Raw genomic sequence first — 25,559 nt, 5'->3', positions numbered from 1 at the left:
GCCGGCGGGGCCCCCAGCCAGCCGGCGTTGCCCCACGACGCATCCGCCGCCACCCCGGTCCGGTCGAGCACCGTGACCTCGACGCCGCGCTCCTGCAGGAACCACGCCGTCGACAGGCCGGCGAAGCCCGCCCCGACGACGACGACCCGACGAATCGCCATGACGCACTCCCGATCTCGAGGTACCCCATCACCTCCATCATGGACCGCCGGCGGGTTCGGTGCCCGCGAACCGAGGGTGGCCGTCGTCCGGCCGGCCCGTGACGATCCGGTGGATCAGCCGCGCCGCCGCCCGCGCCGTCCGCCCGTCGACGTCGAAGGCCGGCGCCAGTTCGGCGACGTCGACGAGCGCGAGCCGGCCGCTGCGCGCCACGACGTCGCACACGTGCTGCACCACCTCGAACGCGACCCCGCAGGCCGCCGGGGCGCTCACCCCGGGCGCCACCCAGCCGGGCAGCACATCGAGATCGATCGTCAGATGCACCGCGTCCAGATCGCGGACGAACTCCTCCACGAACGTCTCCACGACGAGCAGGTTCGTGGCGCGGCACTCGTCGTCCAGCAGGTACCGCGCCCCGATCGCGTCCGCGGCGGCGAACAGCGCGGCCGTGTTGCTCGGCTGCGCGATGCCCACCACCGCGTAGCGCAGCGACCGGCCCTGCTCGCGTTCGCGTTCGGCCATCTGCCGGAACGGGGTGCCCGACGTCGCGACGGGCGCGGCCCGCAGGTCGAAGTGCGCGTCCAGGTTCAGCACGCCCCACCGGGCCCCGGACCGCGCCGCCGCGGACCCCGCCCAGCCCAGGTAGCTGCCGAAGGCGACCTCGTGCCCGCCGCCGAGAACCACCACCGCGTGCTCCGCGTCGAGCAGCGCGGCGACCGCGGCACCGAGACGGCGCTGCCCGTCGTCGAGGGCGCCGCCGCGCACCTCGATGTCACCGGCATCGTGGATGACGGCCGGCGCGGGCAGCGCCAGCGACGCCAGGGCGCGCCGCAACGCGACCGGCCCGTCCACCGCGCCGGCCCGCCCCTGGTTGCGGCGCACGCCCTCGTCACTGCGGAATCCGATCAGGACCTGAGCCCGCGCCGCGTCCGCCGGCAGCGGCGAGACCACGCCGTGCCAGCGCAGGTGTTCGACACCGGGCCCGTCGTCGCGGCCCGTCCACGGCACCGGCGGCACGTCGACCGGAATCGTCACATCAAAAGTCCCTCCAGCCAGACCTCACGGATCAGCTGCACACCCGGCCGGTACGCCAGGTGCAGATACGACGGGGCGTCCAGCGCGATCAGATCTGCCCGTGCGCCCTCCCGGACGACGCCGACGTCGGTGCGGCGCAGCGCCGCGGCGCCACCGGCGGTCGCCGCACCGACCGCCTCCTCCGGGCTCATGTGCATCTCGCGCACCGCCAGCGCGACGCAGAACGGCATGCTCGTCAGGTAGGAGGTGCCGGGGTTGCAGTCGGTGGCCAGGGCGACGGTCACGCCCGCGTCCAGCAGTGCCCGCGCGTCCGGATACCGGTTGCGCGTGCAGAAGTCGGCGCCCGGCAGCAGCGTCGCGACCGTGCCGGAACCGGCGAGCGCCGCCACGTCCGCCGCCGTCGTGTACGTGACGTGGTCCACCGACGCCGCGCCGAGCTCCACCGCCAGCTGCACGCCGGGCCCGGGACCGAGCTGGTTGCCGTGCACCCGCGGGGTGAGGCCGTGCGCCATCCCCGCCTGCAGCACGGCCCGGCACTGATCGGCGTCGAACGCGCCCCGCTCGCAGAACACGTCGATCCACCTGGCGTGCGGAGCGCACGCGGGAACCATCTCCTCGCACACCAGCCGGACGTAGTCGTCGGGGCGGCGCGCGAACTCCGGCGGCACGACGTGCGCGGCGAGCAACGTCGTCTCGGGTGTGTACACCTCGGCGATCTGCAGGCTGCGCAGTTCGTCGGCGACGGACTGGCCGTACCCGGACTTGCACTCGACCGTCGTCGTCCCGGACCCCCAGCCCTCCGCGACGAGCCGCGACGCCGTCGCCGCGAGCGCGCGATCGGTCGCCGCGCGGGTCGCCGCGATCGTCGTGGCGATCCCACCGGCCGTGTAGGGCACACCGGCCATCCGGGCGGCGAACTCCTCGGCGCGCTCACCGGCGAACACGAGATGGGCGTGACTGTCCACGAACCCGGGCAGCACGGCTCGGCCCTGCAGGTCGTGCCGGGTCCCGGCGGCGCCCTCGGGGATCCGTGCGCTCGGCCCCACCCACCGCACCAGACCCTCGCCGACGACGACGGCGGCGTCGACGAGCACCCCCAGCGGGCCCCGGCCCAGCTCCGGGTCGTTCGTGACGAGGCAGCCGATGTTGTCGAGCAGGGTCCAGTTCCGTCCGGGCGACATGGCGTCAGCTCTCCCGCATCGGGATGCGCAGTCCGCGACGCGCCGCGACCTCGGTGGCCCGGGAATACCCGGCGTCGGCGTGCCGGAGGACGCCGGTGCCGGGGTCGTTCGTCAGCACCCGCTCGAGCTTGCGCGCGGCGAGGTCGGTGCCGTCGGCGATGCACACCTGTCCGGCGTGCAGCGACCGGCCGATACCGACCCCGCCGCCGTGGTGGATCGACACCCACGATGCCCCGGACGCCGTGTTGACCAGGGCGTTGAGCAGCGGCCAGTCGGCGATCGCGTCCGAACCGTCGGCCATCGCCTCGGTCTCGCGGTACGGCGAGGCGACCGACCCGGCGTCGAGGTGGTCCCGGCCGATGGCGATCGGAGCGGAGAGCTCTCCGGCGGCGACCATCTCGTTGAACCTCAGGCCCGCCCGGTCCCGTTCGCCGTAGCCGAGCCAGCAGATGCGGGCCGGCAGCCCCTGGAACGGCACCGCGCGTCCGGCCAGCGTGAGCCATCGGGCGAGATGCTCGTTCTCGGGGAACAGTTCGAGCACGGCGCGATCGGTGGCGGCGATGTCCGCGGGATCGCCCGACAGCGCGACCCACCGGAACGGTCCGCGGCCCTCCTCGAACAGCGGACGGAGGTACGCGGGGACGAAGCCGGGAAACGCGAACGCCCGGTCGAAGCCGCCCTTGCGGGCCTCGTCGCGGATGGAGTTGCCGTAGTCGAACACCTCGGCGCCGCGATCGAGGAACCCGACCATGGCTTCCACGTGCCGGGCCATCGACCGGCGGGCCTGCTCGGTGAACCACACGGGGTCCTTCGCCGCGAGGGTGGGCCACTCCTCGACCGTCACCCCGCGCGGCAGGTAGGACAGCGGGTCGTGGGCCGAGGTCTGATCGGTGACGATGTCGATCGGGGCCTGCATCGCGAGCAGCTCCGGCACGACGTCGGCGGCGTTTCCGACCACTCCGATCGAGCGTGGTTGCCGCGCATCCCGTGCCGCGAGCGCCTCGGCCAGCGCCGCTTCGACGCCGTCGGCCTTGGTGTCGAGGAAGCCCTGCGCGAGCCGGCGGTCGACCCGGGCCTCGTCGACCTCGACGCAGACCGCCACACCCTCGTTCATCGTGATCGCCAGCGGCTGCGCCCCGCCCATGCCGCCCAGGCCCGCGGTGAGGGTGACCGTTCCGGCGAGAGTGCCCCCGAACCGCGCGCGGGCGACGGCCCCGAACGTCTCGTAGGTTCCCTGCAGGATGCCCTGCGAGCCGATGTAGATCCAGGACCCGGCGGTCATCTGCCCGTACATCGTCAGTCCCAGCGCCTCCAGGCGGCGGAACTCCTCCCAGTTCGCCCAGTCGCCGACCAGGTTCGAGTTGGCCAGCAGCACGCGCGGTGCCCACTCGTGGGTGCGCAGCACCCCGACGGGTTTGCCGGACTGCACGAGCAGCGTCTCGTCGTCGCCGAGGGTCTCGAGGGTCCGCACGATCGCGTCGAATGCGGCCCAGTTGCGGACCGCCCGGCCGGTGCCGCCGTAGACCACCAGGTCGTCCGGCCGTTCGGCGACGTCGGGGTCGAGGTTGTTCATCAGCAGTCGCAGCGCGCCCTCCTGCTGCCAGCCCCGGCACCGCAACCCGGGGCCGCGCGGGGCGCGCACGGGCCGCGGTCCGGGCCCGGGGGAGGGGGTTGTTCCGGTGGCCATGGGGCCTCCTCTCGACACCGGCGCGCCTTCGCCTCACTCCATGACACTGCGGTGGAGCACCCCACGACAACAGGTCCGGGCGGATGTGTCGGATCCGAGACCGAGTGCCGCCCGCGGCCCGGGCGCGGCCCCTTGGAACAGTGGACCGGACCGGTCGTACGATTTCGTCGAACGTTCTGCTGTCGAAGGGAACCATCCATGACTACGGGTATCGAACAGCTCGAGTTCCAGGCGGAGACTCGTCAGCTGCTGGATCTGCTGATCCACTCGGTGTATTCGAACAAGGACACCTTCCTCCGGGAACTCGTCTCCAACTCGTCGGACGCGCTGGACAAGCTCAAGCTCGAGGCATTCCGCAACAAGGACCTGCAGGTCGACACCTCGGACCTGCACATCGAGATCGAGGTCGACAAGGAGCAGCGCACCCTCACCGTCCGCGACAACGGCATCGGCATGTCGCGGGACGAGGTGGTCGACCTGATCGGCACCCTCGCGAAGTCGGGCACGGCGGAACTGCGGCGCAAGCTGCGCGAGGCGCAGGAATCGGCTGCGCCGGCAGAGCTCATCGGGCAGTTCGGCGTCGGCTTCTACTCGACCTTCATGGTCGCCGACAAGGTCACCCTGCTGACCCGCAAGGCAGGGGAGCACGACGGCACCCGGTGGGAGTCGAGCGGTGAGGCGACGTACACGATCGAGACGGTCGAGGGCGCACCCCAGGGCACGTCGGTGACGCTGCATCTCAAGCCGGAGGACACCGAGGACCACCTGTTCGACTACACGGCCGAGTGGAAGATCAAGGAGATCGTCAAACGCTACTCGGATTTCATCGCGTGGCCGATCCGGATGCAGGTCGAACACACCGAGCCGGCCGAGGGTGAGGGGTCCGTCGCCGAGGTGGTCCGCGAGACCGAGACCCTGAACTCGATGAAGGCGCTGTGGGCGCGCTCGAAGGACGACGTCTCCGCCGAGGAGTACAACGAGTTCTACAAGCACGTCAGCCACGCGTGGGACGAGCCGCTCGAGGTCATCCCGATGAAGGCCGAGGGCACGTTCGAATACCAGGCGCTGCTGTTCATTCCGTCGCAGGCGCCGTTCGACCTGTTCATGCGTGAGCGCAAGACCGGGATCCACCTCTACGTCAAGCGCGTGTTCATCATGGACGACTGCGAGGAACTGGTCCCGGAGTACCTGCGCTTCGTCAAGGGCGTGGTCGACGCACAGGACCTGTCGCTCAACGTCTCCCGCGAGATTCTGCAGCAGGACAGGCAGATCCGCGCGATCCGCCGGCGGCTCACCAAGAAGGTGCTGTCGACGATCAAGGACATGGCGGCCACCGAGCCGGAGAAGTACCGGACGTTCTGGTCGCAGTTCGGCCGGGTCCTCAAGGAGGGTCTGCTCTCGGACTTCGACAACCGCGACACCCTGCTCGCCGTGTCCTCGTTCGAGTCCACGCACAGCGAGGACGCGACGACGACGCTCGCCGAGTACGTCGCGCGGATGCAGGAGGGCCAGGACGAGATCTTCTACATGACCGGCGAGTCCCGGCAGCAGATCGAGAGTTCGCCGCACATGGAGGCGTTCCGCGCCAAGGGGCTCGAGGTGCTGCTGCTCACCGACCCGGTCGACGAGATGTGGGTGGGGTCCGTCCCCGAGTTCGAGGGCAAGCGGTTCCAGTCGATCGCCAAGGGCGAGGTGGACCTGGGTACCGAGGACGAGAAGAAGGCCGCGGAGGCCGAGCGCGAGGAGCGGGAGAAGGAGTACGCCGACCTGCTGTCGTGGCTCGGCGAGACGCTCGACGAGCATGTGAAGCAGGTGCGGTTGTCGTCGCGGCTGACCACGTCGCCCGCGTGCCTCGTCGGCGACACGTTCGCCATGTCGCCCACCCTCGAGCGGATGTACCGGGCGTCGGGCCAGCCCGTCCCGCACACCAAGCGCATCCTCGAGCTCAACCCGGACCATCCGTTGGTCACGGCCCTGCGCGACGCGCACGCTCAGCGCGCCGACGATCCGACGCTCGGTGAGACCGCCGAATTGCTGTACGGCACCGCGCTGCTCGCGGAGGGCGGCGAACTCGACGACCCGGCGGCGTTCGCCCGCCTGCTCGCCGATCGCCTCGCGCGCACGCTGTAGCCGCTCACCCTTCCGGCCGAATGTCACATCGCGTCGATCCGATCGACGCGATGTGACATTCGGTCCGTGGGCGGCGGGGGCGGGGCGACCCGATAGGCTCGCACCATGGCCGGTGTGGACGGGGTGTTGTTCGATATCGAGGGCGTGATCGTGACGTCGTGGGTGCCCGTGCCGGGCGCCGCCGAGGTGCTCGCCGGGCTTCGTGAGCGCGGCGTGCATCGGGCCTTCCTGACCAACACCACGTCGCGGACGTGTGCGCAGATCGCCGAGACCCTCTCCGGCCTGGGCATGCCGGTCGAACCCGCCGAGATCGTGACGGCCGCGTCCCTCACCGCCGAGTATCTGCGGCAGACCTACCCGGACCGGCGCTGCTGGGTGCTCAACCACGGCGACGTGGAGGCGGACCTCGCGGGCATCGTGCGCGACGAGGACGATCCCGAGGTGGTCGTGCTGGGCGGGGCCGGGCCGGAGTTCAGTCACCGCGCCCTCAGCCGTGTCGCCGAACTGATGCTCGACGGGGTGCCGGTGGTGGCGATGCACCGCGGCGCCACGTGGCAGGCCGCGGACGGGTTGCACATCGACACCGGCGTCTACCTGCCGGGTCTCGAGGAACTGAGCGGGCAGACCGTCGTCGCGGTCGGGAAGCCGTCGATGCGGGGCTTTCTCGCCGCGGCCGAGCTGATGGGCACCGAACCGGACCGGATGGCGGTGGTGGGCGACGATCTCCACGCCGAGGTCATTCCGGGCCAGCGCCTCGGTATGACGGGAATCCTGGTGCGCACCGGCAAGTTTCGGCAGTCGGTGCTCGATCTCGCGGTCGAGCGTCCCGACCGGGTGATCGATTCGGTGGCCGACCTGCCGGAGCTGCTCGACACGCTCTGAAGACCTCTCGCTCCGGAAGGGTCCGGCCGGTACCCTCGCGCCGGGGGAGTCGCCCCCGTCCGCAGTATCCGAGCCCCGGCCCAGCGCAGAGGAGACCTTGTTGTCCATCCGATCCATCCGTGCCGTCGTAGTCCCCCGCCGTCTCCTCCGGGCCGGTGTGGTCGCCGCTCTCGGTGTCGCATCGGCGGCCCTGCTCGGCGTGGGCACCGCCGCGGCGGCACCGGTGACGTGCGTGTCGCCGCCGTCGGCCAACGAGATCCTGGTGTCCGACGCCGCGAGCTGCGGTGCGACGGCCACCGAGGGCGGCACGGCCCACTCCTTCGCCTCCGAGAGCGGCACCGCGGTGTCGTCGGCCCGGACGGCCGGCGCGGCCGAAGCCCGTGCGACGGGCTTCGGGACGGCCTTGAGCGGCGCCGGGGACGGTGGCCGCGCCTACGCGTACGCCCTCGGCGGCGGGCTGAGCCATTCCTCGGCCCAGGGCCCGGTGACGACGGTGTCCGTCGCCGGCTGGGGTTCGGGGGCGACGGCCGATCCGACCGGCGTGACCTGCGTCGGTCCGCAGTCGTTCGCGGTCAACACGGCCACCGGCCAGTGGTGCGCCGTCGGCGTCGGTTCCACGCGTCGCTGAGCCCACCCCGGACCGGTCCTGCACGACGAGGGTGGCGGGTGCTCCAAACCTTGCACTCGCCACCCTCGAGTGCTAAGAATGCTCTTGGCACTCGCAACACGTGAGTGCCAGGTCGGGACGGTGAGGCCGGGAATATCGACACCCCTGGTCGTCCGTCGCGGGCACTGCTTCCGGCCGAAGGCGTACATGGGGCGACCCGACGAGCGGTCGCCCTGCGTGTCACCCCCATATCCGGAGGATCACTTCGCAATGGCCAAGATCATCGCGTTCGACGAAGAGGCCCGTCGCGGCCTCGAGCGGGGCCTGAACAGCCTCGCCGACGCTGTCAAGGTGACGTTGGGGCCCAAGGGTCGCAACGTCGTGCTCGAGAAGAAGTGGGGCGCCCCCACGATCACCAACGATGGTGTGTCCATCGCCAAGGAGATCGAGCTCGAGGACCCGTACGAGAAGATCGGCGCCGAGCTGGTCAAGGAAGTTGCCAAGAAGACGGACGACGTCGCGGGTGACGGCACCACCACCGCCACCGTGCTCGCCCAGGCGCTGGTGCGCGAGGGTCTGCGCAACGTCGCTGCCGGTGCGAACCCGCTCGGTCTCAAGCGCGGCATCGAGAAGGCCGTCGAGGCCGTCACCGCCAAGCTGCTCGACACCGCCAAGGAGGTCGAGACCAAGGAGCAGATCGGCGCCACCGCCGGCATCTCCGCGGGCGACCCCGCGATCGGTGAACTGATCGCCGAGGCCATCGACAAGGTGGGCAAGGAAGGCGTCATCACCGTCGAGGAGTCCAACACCTTCGGCCTCCAGCTCGAGCTGACCGAGGGTATGCGCTTCGACAAGGGCTACATCTCGCTGTACTTCGCCACCGACGCCGAGCGTCAGGAGGCCGTGCTCGAGGACGCCTACATCCTGCTCGTGTCGGGCAAGATCTCGACCGTCAAGGACCTGCTGCCGCTGCTGGAGAAGGTCATCCAGTCCGGCAAGCCGCTCGCGATCATCGCCGAGGACGTCGAGGGCGAGGCCCTGTCCACGCTGGTCGTCAACAAGATCCGTGGCACCTTCAAGTCGGTCGCCGTCAAGGCCCCCGGCTTCGGTGACCGTCGCAAGGCCCAGCTCGCCGACATCGCCATCCTCACCGGTGGCGAGGTCATCAGCGAAGAGGTCGGTCTCTCCCTCGAGACCGCCGGCCTCGAGCTGCTCGGCCGTGCGCGCAAGGTCGTCGTCACCAAGGACGAGACCACCATCGTCGACGGTGCCGGCGACGCCGACGCCATCGCCGGTCGCGTGAACCAGATCCGTGCCGAGATCGAGGCGTCGGACTCGGACTACGACCGCGAGAAGCTGCAGGAGCGCCTGGCCAAGCTGGCCGGCGGTGTCGCGGTCATCAAGGCCGGCGCCGCCACCGAGGTCGAGCTCAAGGAGCGCAAGCACCGCATCGAGGATGCCGTCCGCAACGCCAAGGCTGCGGTCGAGGAGGGCATCGTCGCCGGCGGCGGCGTCGCGCTGCTGCAGGCCGCTCCGGTTCTGGACGACCTGAAGCTCGAGGGTGACGAGGCCACCGGTGCCAACATCGTCAAGGTCGCCCTCGAGGCTCCGCTGAAGCAGATCGCCTTCAATGCCGGCCTCGAGCCCGGCGTCGTCGCCGAGAAGGTGCGCAACCTGCCCGCCGGTCACGGCCTCAACGCCGCCACCGGCGAGTACGAGGACCTGCTGGGCGCGGGCATCAACGATCCGGTCAAGGTCACCCGCTCGGCGCTGCAGAACGCGGCGTCCATCGCGGCGCTGTTCCTGACCACCGAGGCTGTCGTCGCCGACAAGCCGGAGAAGGCCGCCGCTCCCGCCGGCGACCCGACCGGTGGCATGGGTGGCATGGACTTCTGATCCACCCCCGACCGTCTTCGAGGCCCGGTTCCACTTCGGTGGGGCCGGGCCTCGTGGCGTCGGTCGTTCGGGTGATTTCTCCGATTTCTGCGTTCTCGGGTCGTCGACTCTTGTAACAATGGCGTCGCGGCCGTACTTCCAGGACCGCGCATCCGTGACACGGACGAAATCAAGGAGGAGTCGCCATGGGATCTCTCGCGGACATCATCGGCTGGGTGCTCGAAAACTTCGATCTGCTGGAAGTTCTGGACTCGCTGAGTGCAGACGACTAGCGGCCACCCACGACCTGGACGGAGAAGATCATGATCGGCAGCCTGCTCGACCTCATCACGCCCATCCTCGAACTGATCGCCGACCTCGGCTCGGGCAGCGCGGACTAGTCCCGGCCCGAGAGCACACCCGAATCGCAGCCGCAGCGCCGGGATCTCCCGCCGCTGCGGCTGCGTTCGTGTGAGGTGCCGACCGGGTCAGACCGCGACGGCCGGGGCGGCCGCGCGCTTCGCCAGCCGCGCCGCGATCGCCGCGCACACCAGCAGCTGGATCTGGTGGAACAGCATGAGCGGCAGGACGATCAGTCCGATCGGCTGGCCCGGGAACAGGACCGTCGCCATCGGCAGGCCCGTGGCCAGGGACTTGGTCGAACCGCAGAACAGGATCGTCGCGCGGTCCTCGTAGGCGAAGCCCAGGCGCGGTGCGCCGAACCACGTGAGCGCCAGGACCAGGGCGAGCAGCACGAGGCACACACCCGCCAGGGCGAGCAGCCGCCCGAGCGACAGGCTCGACCAGATGCCCTCGTTCATGCCGCGACTGAACGCGACGTACACGACGAGCAGGATCGAGCCGCGGTCGACGATCTTCAGCGGCCCGCCGTGCCTGCCGACCCATCCGCCGATCCAGCGGCGCAGGAGCTGGCCGGCCAGGAACGGGACCAGCAGCATGAGCACGATGTCGAGCACCGCGGAGGCACTGAACGTCACGCCCTGCGTGGTCATCGTCAGCGCGACGAGCAGCGGCGTCACGACGATGCCCAGCAGGCTCGAGGCACTGGCGGAGACGACCGCACCCGCGATGTTGCCGCGGGCCACGGAGACCAGCGCGATCGACGACTGCACAGTCGACGGCAGCAGGCACAGGTAGAGGACCCCGAGATACAGCGGTTCGGTCAGGACGGTCGGCACCAGCATCTTCGTCGCCAGCCCGAGCAGCGGAAACAGCGCGAACGTGGTGGCGAGGATCGTCAGGTGCAGGCGCCAGTGCCGGAGGCCCTCGAACGCCTCACGCGTGGACAGTCGCGCCCCGTAGAGGAAGAACAGCAGACCGATGGCGATCTTCGCAGCCCACGTGAAGATGTTCAGGGCCGTGCCCGAGGCCGGCAGCAGTCCCGCGACCGCGACGGTGGTGAGGATGCCGACGAGGAACGGGTCGAGGCGACCGAGCACGGGAATCCTGGAGAACATGAGTCGACGCTAGGACACCGCCGGGGCGAGCCGACACCCGGTGTGGGAAGCGTGCACCCTCTCCGACGTTCCGGAGCGGGTGCACGCTTCGTGGAAGGGGTGCAGGCCCGCCGTCACTCCGGCAGCAGCATCCACAGCGCCAGGTAGACCAGGGCGGCGCCGCCTCCGGTCACGAACGCGGCGACCACCACGCCGGCACGGACGAGGTTGACGTCGATGCTGAAGTACTCGGCGAGACCGCCGCACACACCGCCGAGCATGCGCTGCGAGCGGGAACGGGCGAAGGGACGGGGAGCGGGGGTGTTGTTCTCGAATGTCATGCGACAAGAGTGCCGCCGCGGGCCTGCCCGCCACATCGGGTGACGCCCCGATTCCGACCCTGATCTTTCGTCTCGGGGTGCGTCCTCAGCGATTCTTGGCGAGCGTCTTCTTGAAGACCACCAAGGGCAGCAGCATCCGGGCGACCAGCGCGACGGCCCACACGATGACCGTCGCGAGGATCCAGGTCGCCGCGCCACGGATCTGCAGCCCGTCGCTCACGAGGGAGGTGACGATCAGCGCGACCAGCGTCGAGACGAGCGCGCTGCTGCCCAGGAGTGCCGGGGTCTTGGTGACCGCCAGCTGGCGCAGCAGCGGGTCGACGAGCATCGCCGTCACGGTGAACAGGGCGACGGCGATGACGAAGGCGACGCCGTCGAGCGACATGCCGGGCAGGACCCAGGCGCCGACGAGCAGCGCCAGTGCATTGGCGAGCAGTGCGACGACCGCGGACGCGAGCAGACGGACCATGCCAGGAGAGTAGCCTCCGGAGCCGGTCGGTGAACCGGAAAGACGATCGGGCGGGCCGGAATCCCGGCTCGCCCGATCGTCGGCGAGAACTCGTCAGTTGCAGACCACCGTCAGGCCCACGCCTTGCCAGATCGGCGTCTCGACCCGTTCGAACTCGTTCTTCTCGTGGTCGTACTGCATGTCGACCTCGGTGCGGTAGCCCCGGTCGCGCTGGCCGGTGACGTGGCAGTGTCCGGACGCCGCGCCCGCGCGGTTGACCACGTTGTACGGCACGCCCTGCGCCTCGAGCGTGGCCCGGGCGTGCTGTTCGCTCATGCCGACCACGTTCGGGACCGGCCGCGCCGCCGCCGTCCCGGCGCCCGGCAACACCGCCGCCCCGGCGCCCAGCAGCACCGCCGCGCACCCGGCGGCGATCGAGGCGCGCATCGAACGTCCTGAGCGGCGCGCGGTTTCGGGTACGACGAGGGAACTGCTCGAAGTGCATGTCATGCCGTCGAGCGTGCCGGGCGCAGGACCGGTTCCACATCGGGTGACGCCCCGATCCGCACCCTGAACTTCCGTCTCGGGGTGCGCACCGGCAAGGCTCCGTAGGATCTGGGCATGGCCGGACCGACGCGGGTGGCGCTCGCCCTGGGCAGCGGGGGCGCCCGCGGCTACGCGCACATCGGCGTGATCGAGGCGCTCGAGGAACGCGGACTCGAGATCGCCGGCGTGGCGGGCTCGTCCATGGGCGCGCTCGTGGGCGGGTTGTACGCGGCGGGCAGGCTCGACGACTACACCCGCTGGGCGACGTCGTTGACGCAGCTCGACGTGCTGCGGCTGCTCGACGTGTCGCTGTCCGCGCCGGGCGCCATCCACGCCGAGAAGATCCTCGACAAGGTGCGCGAGATCCTCGGCGACACCCCCATCGAGGGGCTGCGGATCCCGTACACGGCCGTCGCGACGGACCTGGCCGCCGGACGATCCGTCTGGTTCCAGCGCGGCCCCGTCGACGTGGCGATCCGCGCGTCCATCGCGATTCCCGGCGTGATCACCCCGTACGTGCTCAACGGGCGGGTGCTCGCGGACGGCGGGATCCTCGATCCGCTGCCGCTCGCCCCGATCCTCGCCGCGGGTGCCGACGTCACCATCGGTGTCAGTCTCGGGGCCGAGGAACGCGACGTCGACGGCGGCGCCCCGGCCCACGCGAGTGCGGAGCCGCGACCGGTCGACGAGTGGATCGGCCGATTCCGCCGCAGCGCCGCGCAACTGCTGGAGCGGGACGTCGTCCGCTCGATGGTGGGTCGTTTCGGCGGTGGGCCGGGGGCGCGCAGCGACGCCGCGGAGGACGTGGCATCCGAGGACGCCGAGGTCGTCGACGATCCGGTCCCGGTCCCGAAGCTGAGCCGTTTCGAGGTGATGAACCGCTCGCTCGATCTGATGCAGTCGGCCCTGGCCCGCTACCAGCTCGCCGGGTACCCGCCGGACGTGCTCATCCGCATCCCCCGCAAGTCGGGTCGCAGTCTCGACTTCCACCGCGCGGCGGAGATGATCGCGCTCGGCCGCAGCCTCACCGAGTCCGCCCTCGACGCCGCGGGACTCGGGACCGCGCCGGCGGCCGAACCGCCTGACCCGGACACCGGAACCGCCTAGGCTGAGCCGGTGGAGACCGTACCGATCCAGCTGCCGGGCGGCACGACGACACCCGTTCGCCTGTTCCCCGGTCCGGAACAACCGGCCCGCATCGACGCGCCGCGGCCCGTGGTGGTGATCCTGCCCGGTCTCGGCATTCCGGCGGGCTACTACGAGCCCTTCGCCGACGCCCTGACCGCGCACGGGTTCGACGCCGCGCTCTGCGAGCTGCCCGGACAGGGCGACAGCCGGCCCCGCCCCGGACCCGACAGCGACTACGGCTACCAGGAGCTGGTGGCCGTCGACCTGCCGGCCATGCTGGAGGTGGTGCACGAGCGGTTCCTCGACTCCACCCCGTACCTGCTGGGGCATTCGATGGGCGGGCAGCTCGGGGCGCTCTATGCCGCCCGCAACCCCGGACGGCTCGGCGGGCTGGTCCTCGTCGCCGCGGGGACCCCGTACTACCGCCACCACGCGGGCATCCGCGGGCCGGGTCTGCTCCTCGGGTCCGCGGCGATGTCGATCACCGCGAGCATCGCCGGATTCTGGCCCGGCGACCGGCTCGACGTCGCCGGTTTCGGTCGCCAGTCCCGGCAGCTCATCTCGGACTGGGCGCGCCTGGCCCGGAGCGGGCGTTTCGAGCCCCGCGACGCCGACGTCGACTACGAGCAGCGGCTCCCCGAGCTGAGCCCGCCGGTCCTGTCCGTCACTGTCGAGGGCGACGACCTCACGCCGGTCGCCGCCGCCCGGCACCTGCTCGAGAAGATGCCGGGCGCGGACGTGACGACGTGGCACCAGTCCCGGCCGCTGGGGCACAACGGCTGGATTCGCGACAACGCGGACACCGTCGACCGCATCGCGGCCTGGTTGAAGGACCGGTGAGTTCTACCCGGACAGCATGCGTTCGAGGAACGTGAACGTCAGCGCCGCCTTGAAGGCGGCCTGGGCGTTGTCCGCGGCACCGCCGTGGCCGCCCTCGATGTTCTCATAGTACCAGACCTCGTGGCCCTGTTCCTCGAGCCGCGCCACCATCTTCCGGGCGTGCCCGGGGTGCACCCGGTCGTCCCGCGTCGACGTGGTGATGAGGATCGGCGGGTACTTCGCGTCCGCGGCGGTGTTCTGGTACGGCGAGTACTCGCGCAGGTAGGCCCACTCGTCGGGGTTGTCGGGGTCGCCGTACTCGGCCATCCACGACGTTCCGGCGAGCAGCAGGTGGTAGCGCTTCATGTCGAGGAGCGGCACCTGGCACACGATCGTCCCGAACAGTTCGGGGTAGCGGGTGAGCATCACGCCCATGAGCAGGCCGCCGTTGCTCCCACCCTGGATGCCGAGACGATCGGCGGTGGTGATGCCCCGCGCGACCAGATCTCGTGCCACCGAGGCGAAGTCCTCGAACACCTTGTGCCGGTTCTCCTTCAGCGCCTGGGTGTGCCACTGCGGCCCGTACTCGCCGCCGCCGCGGATGTTGGCGATCACGTACGTGTACCCGCGTTCGAGCCACGCCAGGCCGACACCGCCGCTGTACGCCGGCACCATCGAGTTCTCGAATCCGCCGTAGCCGTACAGCAGGGTCGGAGCCGGGGACGAGGTGTCGCGGCCGACCACGAAGTACGGAATCCGGGTCCCGTCGTCCGAAGTGGCGAAATGCTGTGTGGCGGTGATGTTCTCGGCTTCGAAGAACGCCGGTGCCTGCTTGATCGACGCCAGCGGCCCGCCGACCGTGCCGGACAGCAGCGTCGCGGGCACGGTGAAACCGCTGGAGTTGAGGAAGAATTCGTCGCTCTCGAGCGGATCGACGTCGATCACGGAGGTGGTGGTCGCGGGCGGCACGTCGTCGACCGGCCGATCGGTCCACCCGTCCACGCCCGGGGTGAGCACCCGCACCTCGGTCTGCACGTCGCGCAGCACGACCGTCAGCAGGTGGTTGCGCGTCCAGGCGTACTGTTCCAGCGAGCTGTGCGCGTCCGGCGCGAACAGCACCGTCATCTCCCGGGAGCCGGCCAGGAAATCCGGGTAGTTCGCGGCCAGCAGGGTGCCCGCCGGATGTCCGAGCCACGGCGACCGGGTCCGGATCAGCAGGTGGTCGCGGTACACGGAGACCTTCGCATCGTCCGGGGCCTCGATCCGGACAAGTTCCCCGTCGGGCCGCAGTTCGAACCGGTGCGACGTGTAGAAGTCGATCGCGCGCTCGACGAAACTGCGCTCGAAACCCGTGCGGTCGTACCAGGCGGAGACGGCGACGTCGGATCTGTCGCCCTCGTACACCGTCTCGGCCTCCGCCAGCGGCGTACCGCGGCGCCAGCGCTTGGCCAGGCGCGGGTACCCGGAGTCGGTGAGCGAGCCGTCGCCGAAGTCGGTGCCGACGTACACGGTGTCCGCATCGATCCAGCCGATGTCGGTCTTCGCCTCCGGCACCGTGAAACTGTCCGGTCCGTCGACGAATTTCCGTGACTCCATGTCGAACTCGCGGATCACGGTGGCGTCGGCGCCGCCGCGTGACAGTCCGATCAGGGCCCGGGACTGGTCGGGTCGCAGCACCTGCGCCCCCGACCACACCCAGTTCTCGCCCTCCGCCTCGGCGACCGCGTCGAGGTCGACCAGCACGTCCCAGTCCGGTTCGTCGCGCAGGTACTGCTCCATGGTGGTCCGCCGCCACAGGCCGCGCACGTGCCGAGCGTCGCGCCAGTAGTTGTACAGATACTCACCGCGGCGCCGCGCGTACGGGATGCGCGCGTCGGTGTCGAGCACCTCCCGGATCCGGGACTGCAGCGTCCCGAACGCCTCCGTGCGGGTGTATTCGTCGACGGTGCGGTCGTTGTGCGCGCGCACCCACCCGAGCTGGTCGTCGCCGGTGACGTCCTCGAGCCAGAGGTGCGGGTCGTTCGTGTCGTCGGCCATAGGCAATTCTTACCCATCCGGCCCGGGACGACCCGGCGGGGACCGCGGGCGCGGCTCCCGCGCCGCGCCCGCCACACTGGCGGAATGCAGTTGCATCCCTCCGACGCCCTGCGGGACTGGCTCGACGACCGTGTCCGCAGCGACCAGTTCCTGCTGTTCTGTTTCGAAGGGGAAGCCGGCGACCCGGACACCCTGGTGACCGAGCTTCGGCATCGGGCGTCGGCCGTCCCCGAACTCCGGTTGCGCGCCGTGCCGGTGCCGGGTCGTCTGGACTATCCGTACTGGGCGGCGGGGCTAGTCGGCGCCGACCGGTTCGTCGTGCACCGGCTGCCGGATCCGTCCTGGCCGGGAGTGCAGCGGGCCCTCGGTGAACTGCTCACCGACCGGCTCGACATCACGACCTCGCCGTGGCGAGTGCATCTGCTGGCCGGCGTGACGGGGGCGCCCCGCTGCGCCACAACCGCAACCGTTGTGGTGCTGCAGGTTTCGCACGCCTTCGCGGACGGGATGCGCGCCTCGGTCCTGGCCCGGGCGTTGCTGTCGGGTACGGGCCCGGCCGCCGACGGTACCCCGACGGGGCCGGAGGCGCCGTCGGTGCCGGCGATGCTGCTGCGTGCCGTGGCCCGGGTGCCGATCCAGCTGGGCGCACTGCTGGCGACGGGGGTACGCGCGGGCCGCGCCGAACGGGACCTGGCCGATCCGGCTGTCCCGCCGGCGGCCCCGGGATGTCCGCTGAGCGCCGTGAACACCGACCCCGGCCCGGGGCGTGCGGTGCGGACGATCGTGTGCTCCGCGACGGACCTGCGCACGGTGGGGACCGTGACCGTCGGTGCACTGACCGCGATCGCGTCCGCGCTCGGCGAGTTCCTCGGCGACTTCCCGGCCGACCGGCTCGGCGCGGAGGTGCCGGTCTCCGTCGCCCCGAACGGGACGGCGCGCAACTCCTACCGCAGCGCCGGTGTCCGGCTGTTCGCGCACGTGGACGATCCCCGGGAGCGTGCCGCGGCGATCGCCGCCGACCTGGCGCTGCGGCGACGACGGCTCGTGCATCCGGCCGTGGATCTCCGGGGCCGTCCGTTCGCGCACCTTCCGGCGCCGCTGTTGCGGTTCGGGCTCGCCCGCGCCGACCTGGGTGCGGTGCCGCGAACCGTCACCGGCAACACGGTCGTGTCCAGCGTGTACCGCGGCGCGGACGACCTGGTGCTCGGCGGGGCCGCCGTGCGCTTCACCGCCGGTTTCCCGGGGTTGTCGCCTGTCATGGGCCTGACCCACGGCGTGCACGGAATCGGCGACGCGGTCACGTTGTCGATCACCACCAGTCCGCAGGTGATCGGGCTTGGGGAGCTGGACCGGTACGAGAGCTTGCTGCGCGGCGCCGTCGCGCGGCTCGCGCGCGCGTAGGGGGCGCCGTCGCGCGGCTCGCGCGCGTAGGACAGGCGCGCCCGGAGGCCCCGAGGTGGCGGGCGAGCAACTGCTTGGTTCGGGGCGGCTCCGGCGGTAGCGTGCCGGTCGGAACCGGATCGACGAGGGAGTGGCGATGGGCGTGTACGCGGTGACCGGGGCGGCGTCCGGCATGGGCGCGGCGAGCGCGGACCGGCTGCGGGCCGCGGGCCACACCGTGATCACCGTCGACCTGAAGGAGGGCGACGTCGTCGCCGACCTCGCGACCCCGGCGGGGCGGGCCGCGGCGGTGCGTCGGACCCTCGAGCGCGCCGGGAACCGGCTCGACGGTGCGGTGCTCGCCGCGGGTCTCGGCCCGGTGCCCGGCAAGGAGCAGACCCTCGCCCAGGTCAACGTCCGGGGCGTGATCGAGTTGCTCGAAGGGTGGCGCCCGGCACTCGCGGCGGCCGGGAACAGCAAGGTCGTCGTGTTCGGGTCGAATTCGACGACCACCACCCCCGCCGTGCCCATGTCGGCGGTGCGGGCGTTCCTCGCCGGCGACCTCGACAAAGGGGTGCGGCGGGCGGGACGGATCCGGCCCGCGGCCGCTCCCTTCACCTACGCCGCGTCGAAGATTGCCGTCACGCACTGGGTGCGCCGGAACGCGGTGACCCCGGACTGGGCGGGGGCGGGGATCCGCCTGAACATCCTCGCGCCGGGCGCGGTGGCGACCCCCCTCCTCGACACCCAGCTCGCGAGCCCGGAGGGTGACCGGGTCCGGAGTTTCCCCGTCCCGATCGGCGGGTTCGGCGAGCCGGACCGGATCGCCGAGTGGGTGGAGTTCATGCTGTCCCCGGCCGCGGACTTCCTCGTGGGCTCGGTCGTGGTGGTCGACGGCGGCAGCGAGGCGTGGTTCCGCGCCGTCGACTGGCCGCGACCGGTGCCGGTGCGGAAGGTGCTGCGCTACGTGCGGCGGATGCGGAGCTTCCGCCGCTGACCGCGGGCTGCGCATACGGTTTCCGCCCCGTTCGACCCCGTGTGCACGCCCGATTCGTGCCCGGTGCCGGGACTACCGGCGAGTAACCGGACCATCCGCAGACACGCCGGAGCGGCAGGTCTACGCTGTTTGTTCGTGACCTCACACTATGACGTCGTTGTCCTCGGAGCCGGTCCCGGTGGGTACGTCGCTGCTATCCGCGCGGCACAGCTGGGCCTGAGCACCGCCATCATCGAGAAGAAGTACTGGGGTGGTGTCTGCCTGAACGTGGGCTGCATTCCCTCCAAGGCGCTTCTCCGCAATGCCGAACTGGCGCATCTCTTCACGAAAGAGGCCAAGACGTTCGGCATGTCCGGGGACGTGTCCTTCGACTTCGGCGCGGCCATGGACCGCAGCCGCAAGGTCGCGGACGGCCGCGTCAAGGGCGTGCACTTCCTGATGAAGAAGAACAAGATCACCGAATACGACGGTGCCGGCTCGTTCGTCGATGCCAACACCATCTCGGTCGAGCTCAACAAGGGCGGGACCGAGACGGTCACCTTCGACAACGCGATCATCGCGACCGGGTCGGTGACCAAGCTGCTGCCCGGCACGCAGCTGAGCGAGAACGTCGTCACCTACGAGGAGCAGATCCTCACCCGCGACCTGCCGGGCTCGATCCTGATCGTCGGCGCCGGCGCCATCGGCATGGAGTTCGGCTACGTGCTGAAGAACTACGGCGTGGACGTCACCATCGTCGAGTTCCTCGACCGGGCGCTGCCCAACGAGGACGCCGACGTCTCCAAGGAGATCGCGAAGGCGTACAAGAAGCTCGGCGTGAAGATCATGACCGGGGCCGCGGTGCAGTCCATCGACGACGACGGCAACAAGGTGACCGTCGCGATCAAGGACAACAAGTCGGGCAACGTCGAGTCCGTGGTCGTCGACAAGGTCATGCAGTCCGTCGGGTTCGCCCCGCGGGTGGAGGGCTTCGGCCTCGAGAACACCGGCGTCGAACTCACCGACCGGGGCGCGATCGCCATCGACGACGTGATGCGCACCAACGTGCCGCACATCTACGCCATCGGTGACGTCACCGCCAAGCTCATGCTCGCGCACGTCGCCGAGGCGATGGGCGTGGTCGCGGCCGAGACCATCGGCGGCGCCGAGACCCTCACCTTCGACGACTACCGGATGATGCCGCGCGCGACGTTCTGCCAGCCGCAGGTCGCCAGCTTCGGCCTGACCGAGCAGCAGGCCCGCGACGAGGGCTACGACGTCAAGGTCGCCACCTTCCCCTTCACCGCGAACGGCAAGGCCCACGGCCTCGGCGATCCCAACGGCTTCGTCAAGCTGATCGCCGACAACAAGCACGGCGAGCTGCTCGGCGGCCACCTGATCGGCCCCGACGTCTCCGAGCTCCTGCCCGAGCTGACCCTCGCGCAGAAGTGGGACCTGACGGTCAACGAACTGGCCCGCAACGTCCACACCCACCCGACGCTGAGCGAGGCACTGCAGGAGGCCATCCACGGCCTCGCAGGCCACATGATCAACTTCTGATCCCGGCGCGTCGAAGATCCTCCGCGCGGGCAGATCCCCGCTCGGATGTACCGGCCTCAGCCCGCGGTGACCGAAACGTCGCCGCGGGCTGTCGTCGTCTCGGGAGACGAAACCTGATTGGATACCCGTGACGCGGGGTACGTTGTCGGCATGGCAGAACGGGGGGCGCGTCCCACGGTGCATCCGGTGCGCAAGATGATGTTGCGCGCCGTCCGACACCTCTTCACTCCTCTCCGGCCCGACGACTACCTCGAGATGATCAATCCCCTGTGGACCACGAGGGAGTTGCGGGGCCGGGTCGAGCGGGTGGTGCCGGAAGGGCCCGACGCGGCGTCCGTACTGATCCGTCCCGCGTACGAGTGGCGCGGGCACCGCCCCGGTCAATACGTACGACTGGGCGTGATCATCGACGGCGTCTACCACTGGCGCGCCTACTCGCTGACCTCCGATCCCGATCCCGAGGACGGACTGATCAGCGTCACCCCGAAGGTGGTCGAGACCGGCGTGGTCTCGCCGTACCTGGTGCGCCGCATCCGGCCCGGCGACGTGGTGCGGCTCGGCGAGGTCGAGGGCGTGTTCACCCTGCCCGATCCACTGCCTGCGAAGATGCTGTTCGTCAGTGCCGGCAGCGGTATCACCCCCATCATGAGCATGCTGCGCAGCCTGGACCACCGCGACCGCCTCGACGACGTCGTTCTGGTGCACTCGGCGCGCACCGCCGACGAGGTCATCTTCGCTTCCACGTTGCGTGACCTCGAGGCACGCCGGTCCGGGTTCCGGCTGGTGCTGCGGCTCACCGCGGAGCAGGGCCGCATGACGCCGGCCGATCTGGACGAGCTGTGCCCCGACTGGCGGGAGCGGGAGGCGTTCTGCTCCGGCCCCGGCGACATGCTCGACGCATTCGTCGAGCACTGGAACGACCACGGTGATCCGAAAAAACTCCACATGGAGCGTTTCCAGCCGATCATCGGCGGGAATGCGGGATCGGGTGAAGGCGGCACGGTCCACTTCCTCGACAGCGAGGCCGACGTCGAATGCGACGGCGGCACGCCGATCCTGGTGGCGGGCGAGAAGGCGGGTCTGCAGCTTCCGTACGGATGCCGGATCGGGATCTGCCATACCTGCGTGGGCACGCTGCGCTCCGGCAAGGTGCGGGACCTGCGCACGGACGAGGTCGCCGAACCCGTCGGCGCTGCGGTCCGCACCTGCATCCACACCGCCGAAGGCGACATCGAAATCGAGCTGTGAACGGAAGGAACGCGAGATGACGACGGAGATCGAGAGTCCACTCGCGCATCTGAGCGAGGAAACGCTGGACGCGTTGGCGAAGGAGTTCGACGCCATCCACGACAGGGTCTACTCCGAGCTGGGGGAGCGGGACCGTCGCTACATCAAGACCGTGATCGCGACGCAGCGACAGCTCGCCGTCGCCGGCCGTGCGCTGCTCCTGGGTTCGGCGTCGAAGTCGGCCTGGGTCGCGGGCACGGCATGCCTCGGCATGGCCAAGATTCTCGAGAACATGGAGATCGGCCACAACGTCATGCACGGGCAGTGGGACTGGATGAACGATCCGGACATCCATTCGTCGGTGTGGGACTGGGACACCGCCTCGACCGCGGCGGGCTGGAAGCACTCCCACAACTACATCCACCACACCTTCACGAACATCCGCGGCAAGGACAAGGATCTCGGGTACGAGATCATGCGGATCGATCCGCACCAGAAGTGGCACCCGGTCTACCTGGCCCAGCCGTTCTACAACGTGCTGCTCATGGCGTTCTTCGAGTGGGGGGTGGCGCTGCACGACCTCGACCTCGATGCGTTGTGGGCGGGAGAGAAGACGCCGGGGCAGGTGCTCGAGGAGCTGAAGGGCATCGCGGGCAAGGCGCGGCGGCAGTTCGTCAAGGACTACGTGGGTTGGCCCCTGGTCTCGGCCGGCGCGTTCGCGGCCGCGGCGCTGCTGTCGGGAGGGCGGATCCCGCAGCCGCGGACCTCTCGCATCGGACGCCGGCTGCGCGGACTCGGCCGTCTCGGGCGCGGCGGTGCCGCCCCGCGGGCCGACGCCGTCGCCGACGTGCTCGACAAGGTCCTGCCGGGCGTGGAGAAGACGTTCCTGGCCACCCTGGCGGCGGACTTCACCGCCAACATCATCCGCAACGTGTGGTCGCACGCGATCATCTTCTGCGGGCACTTCCCGGACCAGACGTACACCTTCAGCCGGAAGGAGGTGGAGAACGAGAGCCGCGGCGGATGGTACGTCCGCCAGCTGGTCGGCGCGGCCAACATCGAGGGCAGTCCGCTGTTCCACGTCATCAGCGGAAACCTCGGCTACCAGGTCGAACACCACCTCTACCCCGACATGCCGAGCACCCGGTACTCCGAGGTGGCGCCCGCGGTGAAGGACATCTGCGAGCGGTACGGGCTGCCGTACAACACCGGACCCCTGTCGAAGCAGTGGGGCACCGTGCACCGGACGATCCTGCGCCTCGCGTTCCCCGGCGGCAAGCCGCGACCGAAGCCCGGTCCGTACCACAGCGCGGACGATCCGTCGCGCAAGACGGCGCCGAGCGAGGCGGCCCGCTTCCGCAGCCGGCTGCCGGCAGACCACCCGGCCGCCGGTCCGGAGCACGAGCACGGTGGCGTGGAGGTCGAGCCGCCGCCGCGCTGACGATCGCGGATTCGCGCGCCCCTTCGGAATCCGCTCACGTCGTGGCGTGAGCGGATTCCGAAACGCCGTGGGAATCCCGGTTATCCACAGGCTGCGGCTTCATCCCCAGATGTGCCGGTCCGCGCAAAGTCGAGCCGCGGCCGCCCGAGCGGTGCGTCACCCTCCTTGCATGACCGATCCCATCGCCGTGACGAGACAGGACCTCCTGACGCAAGGCGTGCCGGACGACCGGATCCGGGCGGCGCTGCGTGCCGGAGACCTCGTTGCGCTGAAACCCGGCGTCTATCTGCGCCGCACCGACGTCGCGTCCCTCGACGACGTGAGCCGCCACCGGGTCCTGGCGCGGCACTTCGCCGCGGCTCTCCGCCCCGGGGAGGCACTCAGCCACGTGTCTGCCGCCGTCCTGCTCGGACTGGACCTGTGGAACGTCGACCTGCGCCGGGTGCACGTCTCGCGGGCATCCGCGAGCGGGCGCAGGACCACGTACCTCCACGTGCACGGGACCGACTGGCGCGACGGCGACGTCGTCGCAGTCGACGGCGTCCACGTCACCTCGGTGGCGCGCACCATCGTCGACCTCGCGCGGTCGTTGCCGCTCGACGAGGCCGTCGTCGCCGGGGACTCCGGCCTGCGCGCCGAACCGTCCGCGCGGGAACGCCTGCCGGATGTTCTCACCGCCGCCCGCCACCGCACCGGGGTGTCCCGGGCGGCCGCCGCGGTGCGTCTGCTCGACGGGCGCAGCGAGAGTGTCGGAGAGTCGTTGTCTCGCCTGCGGATGACGCGATGCGGCCTGCCGCGGCCCGAACTGCAACACGAGGTCGTGGCTCGGGACGGACGCCGGTACCGGGTGGACTTCTTCTGGGAAACCCCGGGCGTCGTCGGCGAGTTCGACGGCGCCGGAAAGTACTCCGACCGACGCGACCTCGTGGCCGAGAAGCACCGCGAGGACGCGCTGCGCGATCTCGGCCTCGAGGTCGTCCGGTGGACGTGGGCGGACCTGGAGCGGTTCGACCTCGTCGCCGAGAGATTCGCCCGGGCCGTCGCTCGGAAATCGAAGCGGTGAACCGGAATCCGCCCACGCCGTGGCGTGGGCAGATTCCGAAGTCGCGCACCGATTCAGCGCGTCCGGTAGGCCACCCAGCCGCCGAACTCGGTGATGTCGACGGCGTCCGCCGCGGCGTCGTGCGTGCAACCGAAACCGACGACCCAGCGCCCGTCCGAGAGTTCGACGCTGGTGAGCGTCATCGGAGCGGGCAGTGCGGCCAGAAACCGGCCGAGGCCCGCCTCGGAGAGCCGGAAGAGCTCGCCGGCGATCGGCGCGCCCCGGCCCGCGCCGTGCCGGACGAGACCGGGCTTCGGGGGAGTGGTCCTCAGCGCCGTCAGCCGGTACGCGTCGGAGGTGCGGACCTCGTCGACGAACCGGGCACCGATCTGCTCCAGTTGGACGTGCAACGGCTGGCCGCGCAGGTGCGCCCCGAACACCGCCAGCTCCACCCCGCCCGAGACGAACTTCGGCGTGGGGACACCCGTCAGCCGGGCCGCGAGATCGACAGCGATCTGATCGGCGAAGGCCGGCACGACGAACATCACCCCGAAGGGACGATCCTCGGCGGTCGGTGCACCCGGTACCGCGACGGCCGCCATGTCGAGCAGATTGCAGAAGTTCGTGAACGTGCCCATCCGCCGGTTGATCCCGATCGGGTCGGACTGCACCGCCGCGATCGTCGGGTGCTCGGTGGTGGTGGGCAGCAACAGCCCGTCGAACCCGTCCAGCAGGCCCGCCGCGAACGCCTTGGCGTGGGTCAGCGCGTCGAGGTCGGCCACCAGCTCGTGCGCCGCCGGGTGCTCCGCGGCCGCGACGATCGCCGCGACCGTCGGATCGGCTCCGGCGGGGTTCGTCGCCAGGAACTCGCCGACGGCCGCATACCGCTGGGCGACGACGGCGCCGTCGTAGAGCAGTGTCGCGGCCTCCAGGAGCGGGGTGACGTCGACCTCGGTCACCTCCATCCCGGCGTCGCGCGCCGCGCCGACGGTGCGCGCGAATGCGTCCCGGTAGTCGTCGCACAGCGCGACGAGATTCTCGGCGCGCGGAACCGCGACCCGCGGCGACGCGGGCGCCGCGAACGGTACGTCGGCCGGCCACGTCCGGCTGCGCGGGTCGCGTGGTTCCGGCCCGGCCATGACCGCCGCGGCGGTCGCCGCCAGGTCGAGCGACGTGGCGAACACCGTGAGGCAGTCGTAGTCCACGCATGCCGGCACCACGCCGTGGGCGGGGATCACGCCCAGCGTGGCCTTGATCCCCACCAGACCCTGCAGCGCGGCCGGGACCCGGCCGGAACCCGCGGTGTCGGTACCGATCCCGATGTCCGCGATGCCGAGCGCGACCGCCGTCGCCGAACCCGAACTCGAGCCGCCCGACACCCGTTCCGGATCCCAGGAGCAGCGCACCGCGCCGTACGGGCTGCGGGTGCCGACGAGACCGGTGGCGAACTGGTCGAGATTGGTCTTGCCCAGGATCACCGCGCCGGCGTCGACGAGCCGCGCGACGCCCGCCGCGGTATCGGTGGGGGTGTACGCGAATTCGGGACAGCCCGCCGTGGTCGGCATCCCGGCGACGTCCACGTTGTCCTTCACCGCCACGAG

22 protein-coding genes are annotated in these 25,559 nt (G+C 70.7%); 12 read left to right on the top strand and 10 right to left on the bottom strand.

Annotation, left to right across the window (positions count from 1 at the left end):
* From OEY_RS29595 to hutU, 4 genes are all read right to left on the bottom strand, one after another.
* A partial coding sequence (locus OEY_RS29595) for an FAD-dependent oxidoreductase (RefSeq protein ID WP_010592207.1) occupies window positions 1–161 on the bottom strand: 161 nt, incomplete at its 3' end.
* 37 nt (window positions 162–198) lie between these two features.
* A complete protein-coding gene (hutG, locus tag OEY_RS0101645; protein ID WP_010592206.1) occupies window positions 199–1,194 on the bottom strand; it encodes a formimidoylglutamase in 996 nt (331 codons plus the stop codon).
* Window positions 1,191–2,375, bottom strand: coding sequence for an imidazolonepropionase (gene hutI, locus OEY_RS0101640; RefSeq protein WP_010592205.1), 1,185 nt, complete (start codon window positions 2,373–2,375; stop codon window positions 1,191–1,193). The genes hutG and hutI overlap by 4 nt, the downstream gene beginning before the upstream one ends.
* A gap of 4 nt (window positions 2,376–2,379) precedes the next feature.
* On the bottom strand, window positions 2,380–4,062 hold the full coding sequence (gene hutU / locus OEY_RS0101635; RefSeq protein ID WP_051009355.1) for a urocanate hydratase: 1,683 nt from the start codon (window positions 4,060–4,062) through the stop codon (window positions 2,380–2,382).
* A 198-nt stretch (window positions 4,063–4,260) separates the two neighbouring features.
* Here hutU and htpG point away from each other — a divergent pair, with 198 nt between their 5' ends.
* The 4 genes from htpG (at window position 4,261) to groL (ending at window position 9,577) form a co-directional block, all read left to right on the top strand.
* Complete coding sequence (htpG, locus tag OEY_RS0101630; protein ID WP_010592203.1) at window positions 4,261–6,192, top strand: molecular chaperone HtpG; 1,932 nt, start codon at window positions 4,261–4,263, stop codon at window positions 6,190–6,192.
* Between the two features lie 105 nt (window positions 6,193–6,297).
* Window positions 6,298–7,074 carry an HAD-IIA family hydrolase gene (locus OEY_RS0101625; protein WP_010592202.1) on the top strand — a complete coding sequence of 259 codons (777 nt, stop codon included), beginning with the start codon at window positions 6,298–6,300 and terminating at the stop codon, window positions 7,072–7,074.
* Window positions 7,075–7,174: 100 nt separating this feature from the next.
* A complete protein-coding gene (locus OEY_RS0101620) occupies window positions 7,175–7,702 on the top strand; it encodes a DUF6764 family protein (protein WP_010592201.1) in 528 nt (175 codons plus the stop codon).
* Between the two features lie 249 nt (window positions 7,703–7,951).
* Complete coding sequence (groL, locus tag OEY_RS0101615; protein WP_010592200.1) at window positions 7,952–9,577, top strand: chaperonin GroEL; 1,626 nt, start codon at window positions 7,952–7,954, stop codon at window positions 9,575–9,577.
* Between the two features lie 467 nt (window positions 9,578–10,044).
* On the opposite strand, the gene OEY_RS0101605 is transcribed toward groL, so the two are convergent.
* The 4 genes from OEY_RS0101605 to OEY_RS0101590 form a co-directional block, all read right to left on the bottom strand.
* On the bottom strand, window positions 10,045–11,034 hold the full coding sequence (locus tag OEY_RS0101605; protein WP_029539851.1) for a bile acid:sodium symporter family protein: 990 nt from the start codon (window positions 11,032–11,034) through the stop codon (window positions 10,045–10,047).
* A gap of 113 nt (window positions 11,035–11,147) precedes the next feature.
* Complete coding sequence (locus OEY_RS0101600; RefSeq protein WP_010592198.1) at window positions 11,148–11,354, bottom strand: PspC domain-containing protein; 207 nt, start codon at window positions 11,352–11,354, stop codon at window positions 11,148–11,150.
* 85 nt (window positions 11,355–11,439) lie between these two features.
* Window positions 11,440–11,823 carry a phage holin family protein gene (locus OEY_RS0101595; protein ID WP_003937439.1) on the bottom strand — a complete coding sequence of 128 codons (384 nt, stop codon included), beginning with the start codon at window positions 11,821–11,823 and terminating at the stop codon, window positions 11,440–11,442.
* Window positions 11,824–11,916: 93 nt separating this feature from the next.
* Window positions 11,917–12,249, bottom strand: a complete 333-nt coding sequence (locus OEY_RS0101590) for a PASTA domain-containing protein (RefSeq protein WP_010592197.1) — start codon at window positions 12,247–12,249, stop codon at window positions 11,917–11,919.
* A 174-nt stretch (window positions 12,250–12,423) separates the two neighbouring features.
* On the opposite strand from OEY_RS0101590, the gene OEY_RS0101585 reads away from it, so the two are divergent.
* A complete protein-coding gene (locus OEY_RS0101585) occupies window positions 12,424–13,455 on the top strand; it encodes a patatin-like phospholipase family protein (protein ID WP_010592196.1) in 1,032 nt (343 codons plus the stop codon).
* Window positions 13,456–13,464: 9 nt separating this feature from the next.
* Complete coding sequence (locus OEY_RS0101580) at window positions 13,465–14,316, top strand: alpha/beta hydrolase family protein (RefSeq protein ID WP_010592195.1); 852 nt, start codon at window positions 13,465–13,467, stop codon at window positions 14,314–14,316.
* Window positions 14,317–14,319: 3 nt separating this feature from the next.
* Here OEY_RS0101580 and OEY_RS0101575 read toward each other — a convergent pair whose 3' ends face one another.
* Window positions 14,320–16,332 carry a prolyl oligopeptidase family serine peptidase gene (locus OEY_RS0101575; protein WP_010592194.1) on the bottom strand — a complete coding sequence of 671 codons (2,013 nt, stop codon included), beginning with the start codon at window positions 16,330–16,332 and terminating at the stop codon, window positions 14,320–14,322.
* A gap of 84 nt (window positions 16,333–16,416) precedes the next feature.
* On the opposite strand from OEY_RS0101575, the gene OEY_RS0101570 reads away from it, so the two are divergent.
* The 6 genes from OEY_RS0101570 (at window position 16,417) to OEY_RS0101545 (ending at window position 23,979) form a co-directional block, all read left to right on the top strand.
* Window positions 16,417–17,733, top strand: a complete 1,317-nt coding sequence (locus OEY_RS0101570) for a wax ester/triacylglycerol synthase domain-containing protein (RefSeq protein ID WP_010592193.1) — start codon at window positions 16,417–16,419, stop codon at window positions 17,731–17,733.
* Window positions 17,734–17,869: 136 nt separating this feature from the next.
* Window positions 17,870–18,709 (top strand): SDR family oxidoreductase, encoded by an 840-nt coding sequence (locus OEY_RS0101565; protein ID WP_010592192.1) that lies wholly within the window; start codon window positions 17,870–17,872, stop codon window positions 18,707–18,709.
* Window positions 18,710–18,844: 135 nt separating this feature from the next.
* Window positions 18,845–20,248, top strand: a complete 1,404-nt coding sequence (gene lpdA, locus OEY_RS0101560; RefSeq protein WP_003937446.1) for a dihydrolipoyl dehydrogenase — start codon at window positions 18,845–18,847, stop codon at window positions 20,246–20,248.
* A gap of 150 nt (window positions 20,249–20,398) precedes the next feature.
* Window positions 20,399–21,496, top strand: a complete 1,098-nt coding sequence (locus OEY_RS0101555) for a ferredoxin reductase (RefSeq protein ID WP_029539850.1) — start codon at window positions 20,399–20,401, stop codon at window positions 21,494–21,496.
* A 16-nt stretch (window positions 21,497–21,512) separates the two neighbouring features.
* Window positions 21,513–22,916, top strand: coding sequence for a fatty acid desaturase family protein (locus tag OEY_RS0101550; protein WP_010592190.1), 1,404 nt, complete (start codon window positions 21,513–21,515; stop codon window positions 22,914–22,916).
* A gap of 169 nt (window positions 22,917–23,085) precedes the next feature.
* Window positions 23,086–23,979: a hypothetical protein gene (locus OEY_RS0101545; protein WP_010592189.1), complete on the top strand. Its 894-nt coding sequence runs from the start codon at window positions 23,086–23,088 to the stop codon at window positions 23,977–23,979.
* 53 nt (window positions 23,980–24,032) lie between these two features.
* Here the strand turns inward: OEY_RS0101545 and atzF are convergent.
* On the bottom strand, window positions 24,033–25,559 hold a 1,527-nt coding region (gene atzF, locus OEY_RS0101540; protein WP_010592188.1), incomplete at its 5' end, for an allophanate hydrolase.

The organism is Rhodococcus sp. P14, assembly GCF_000256505.1.
Taxonomy (GTDB): domain Bacteria; phylum Actinomycetota; class Actinomycetes; order Mycobacteriales; family Mycobacteriaceae; genus Rhodococcus; species Rhodococcus ruber.
The sequence above is the reverse complement of the archived record's forward strand: the minus strand, read 5'-3'. Positions and strand labels throughout refer to the sequence as shown.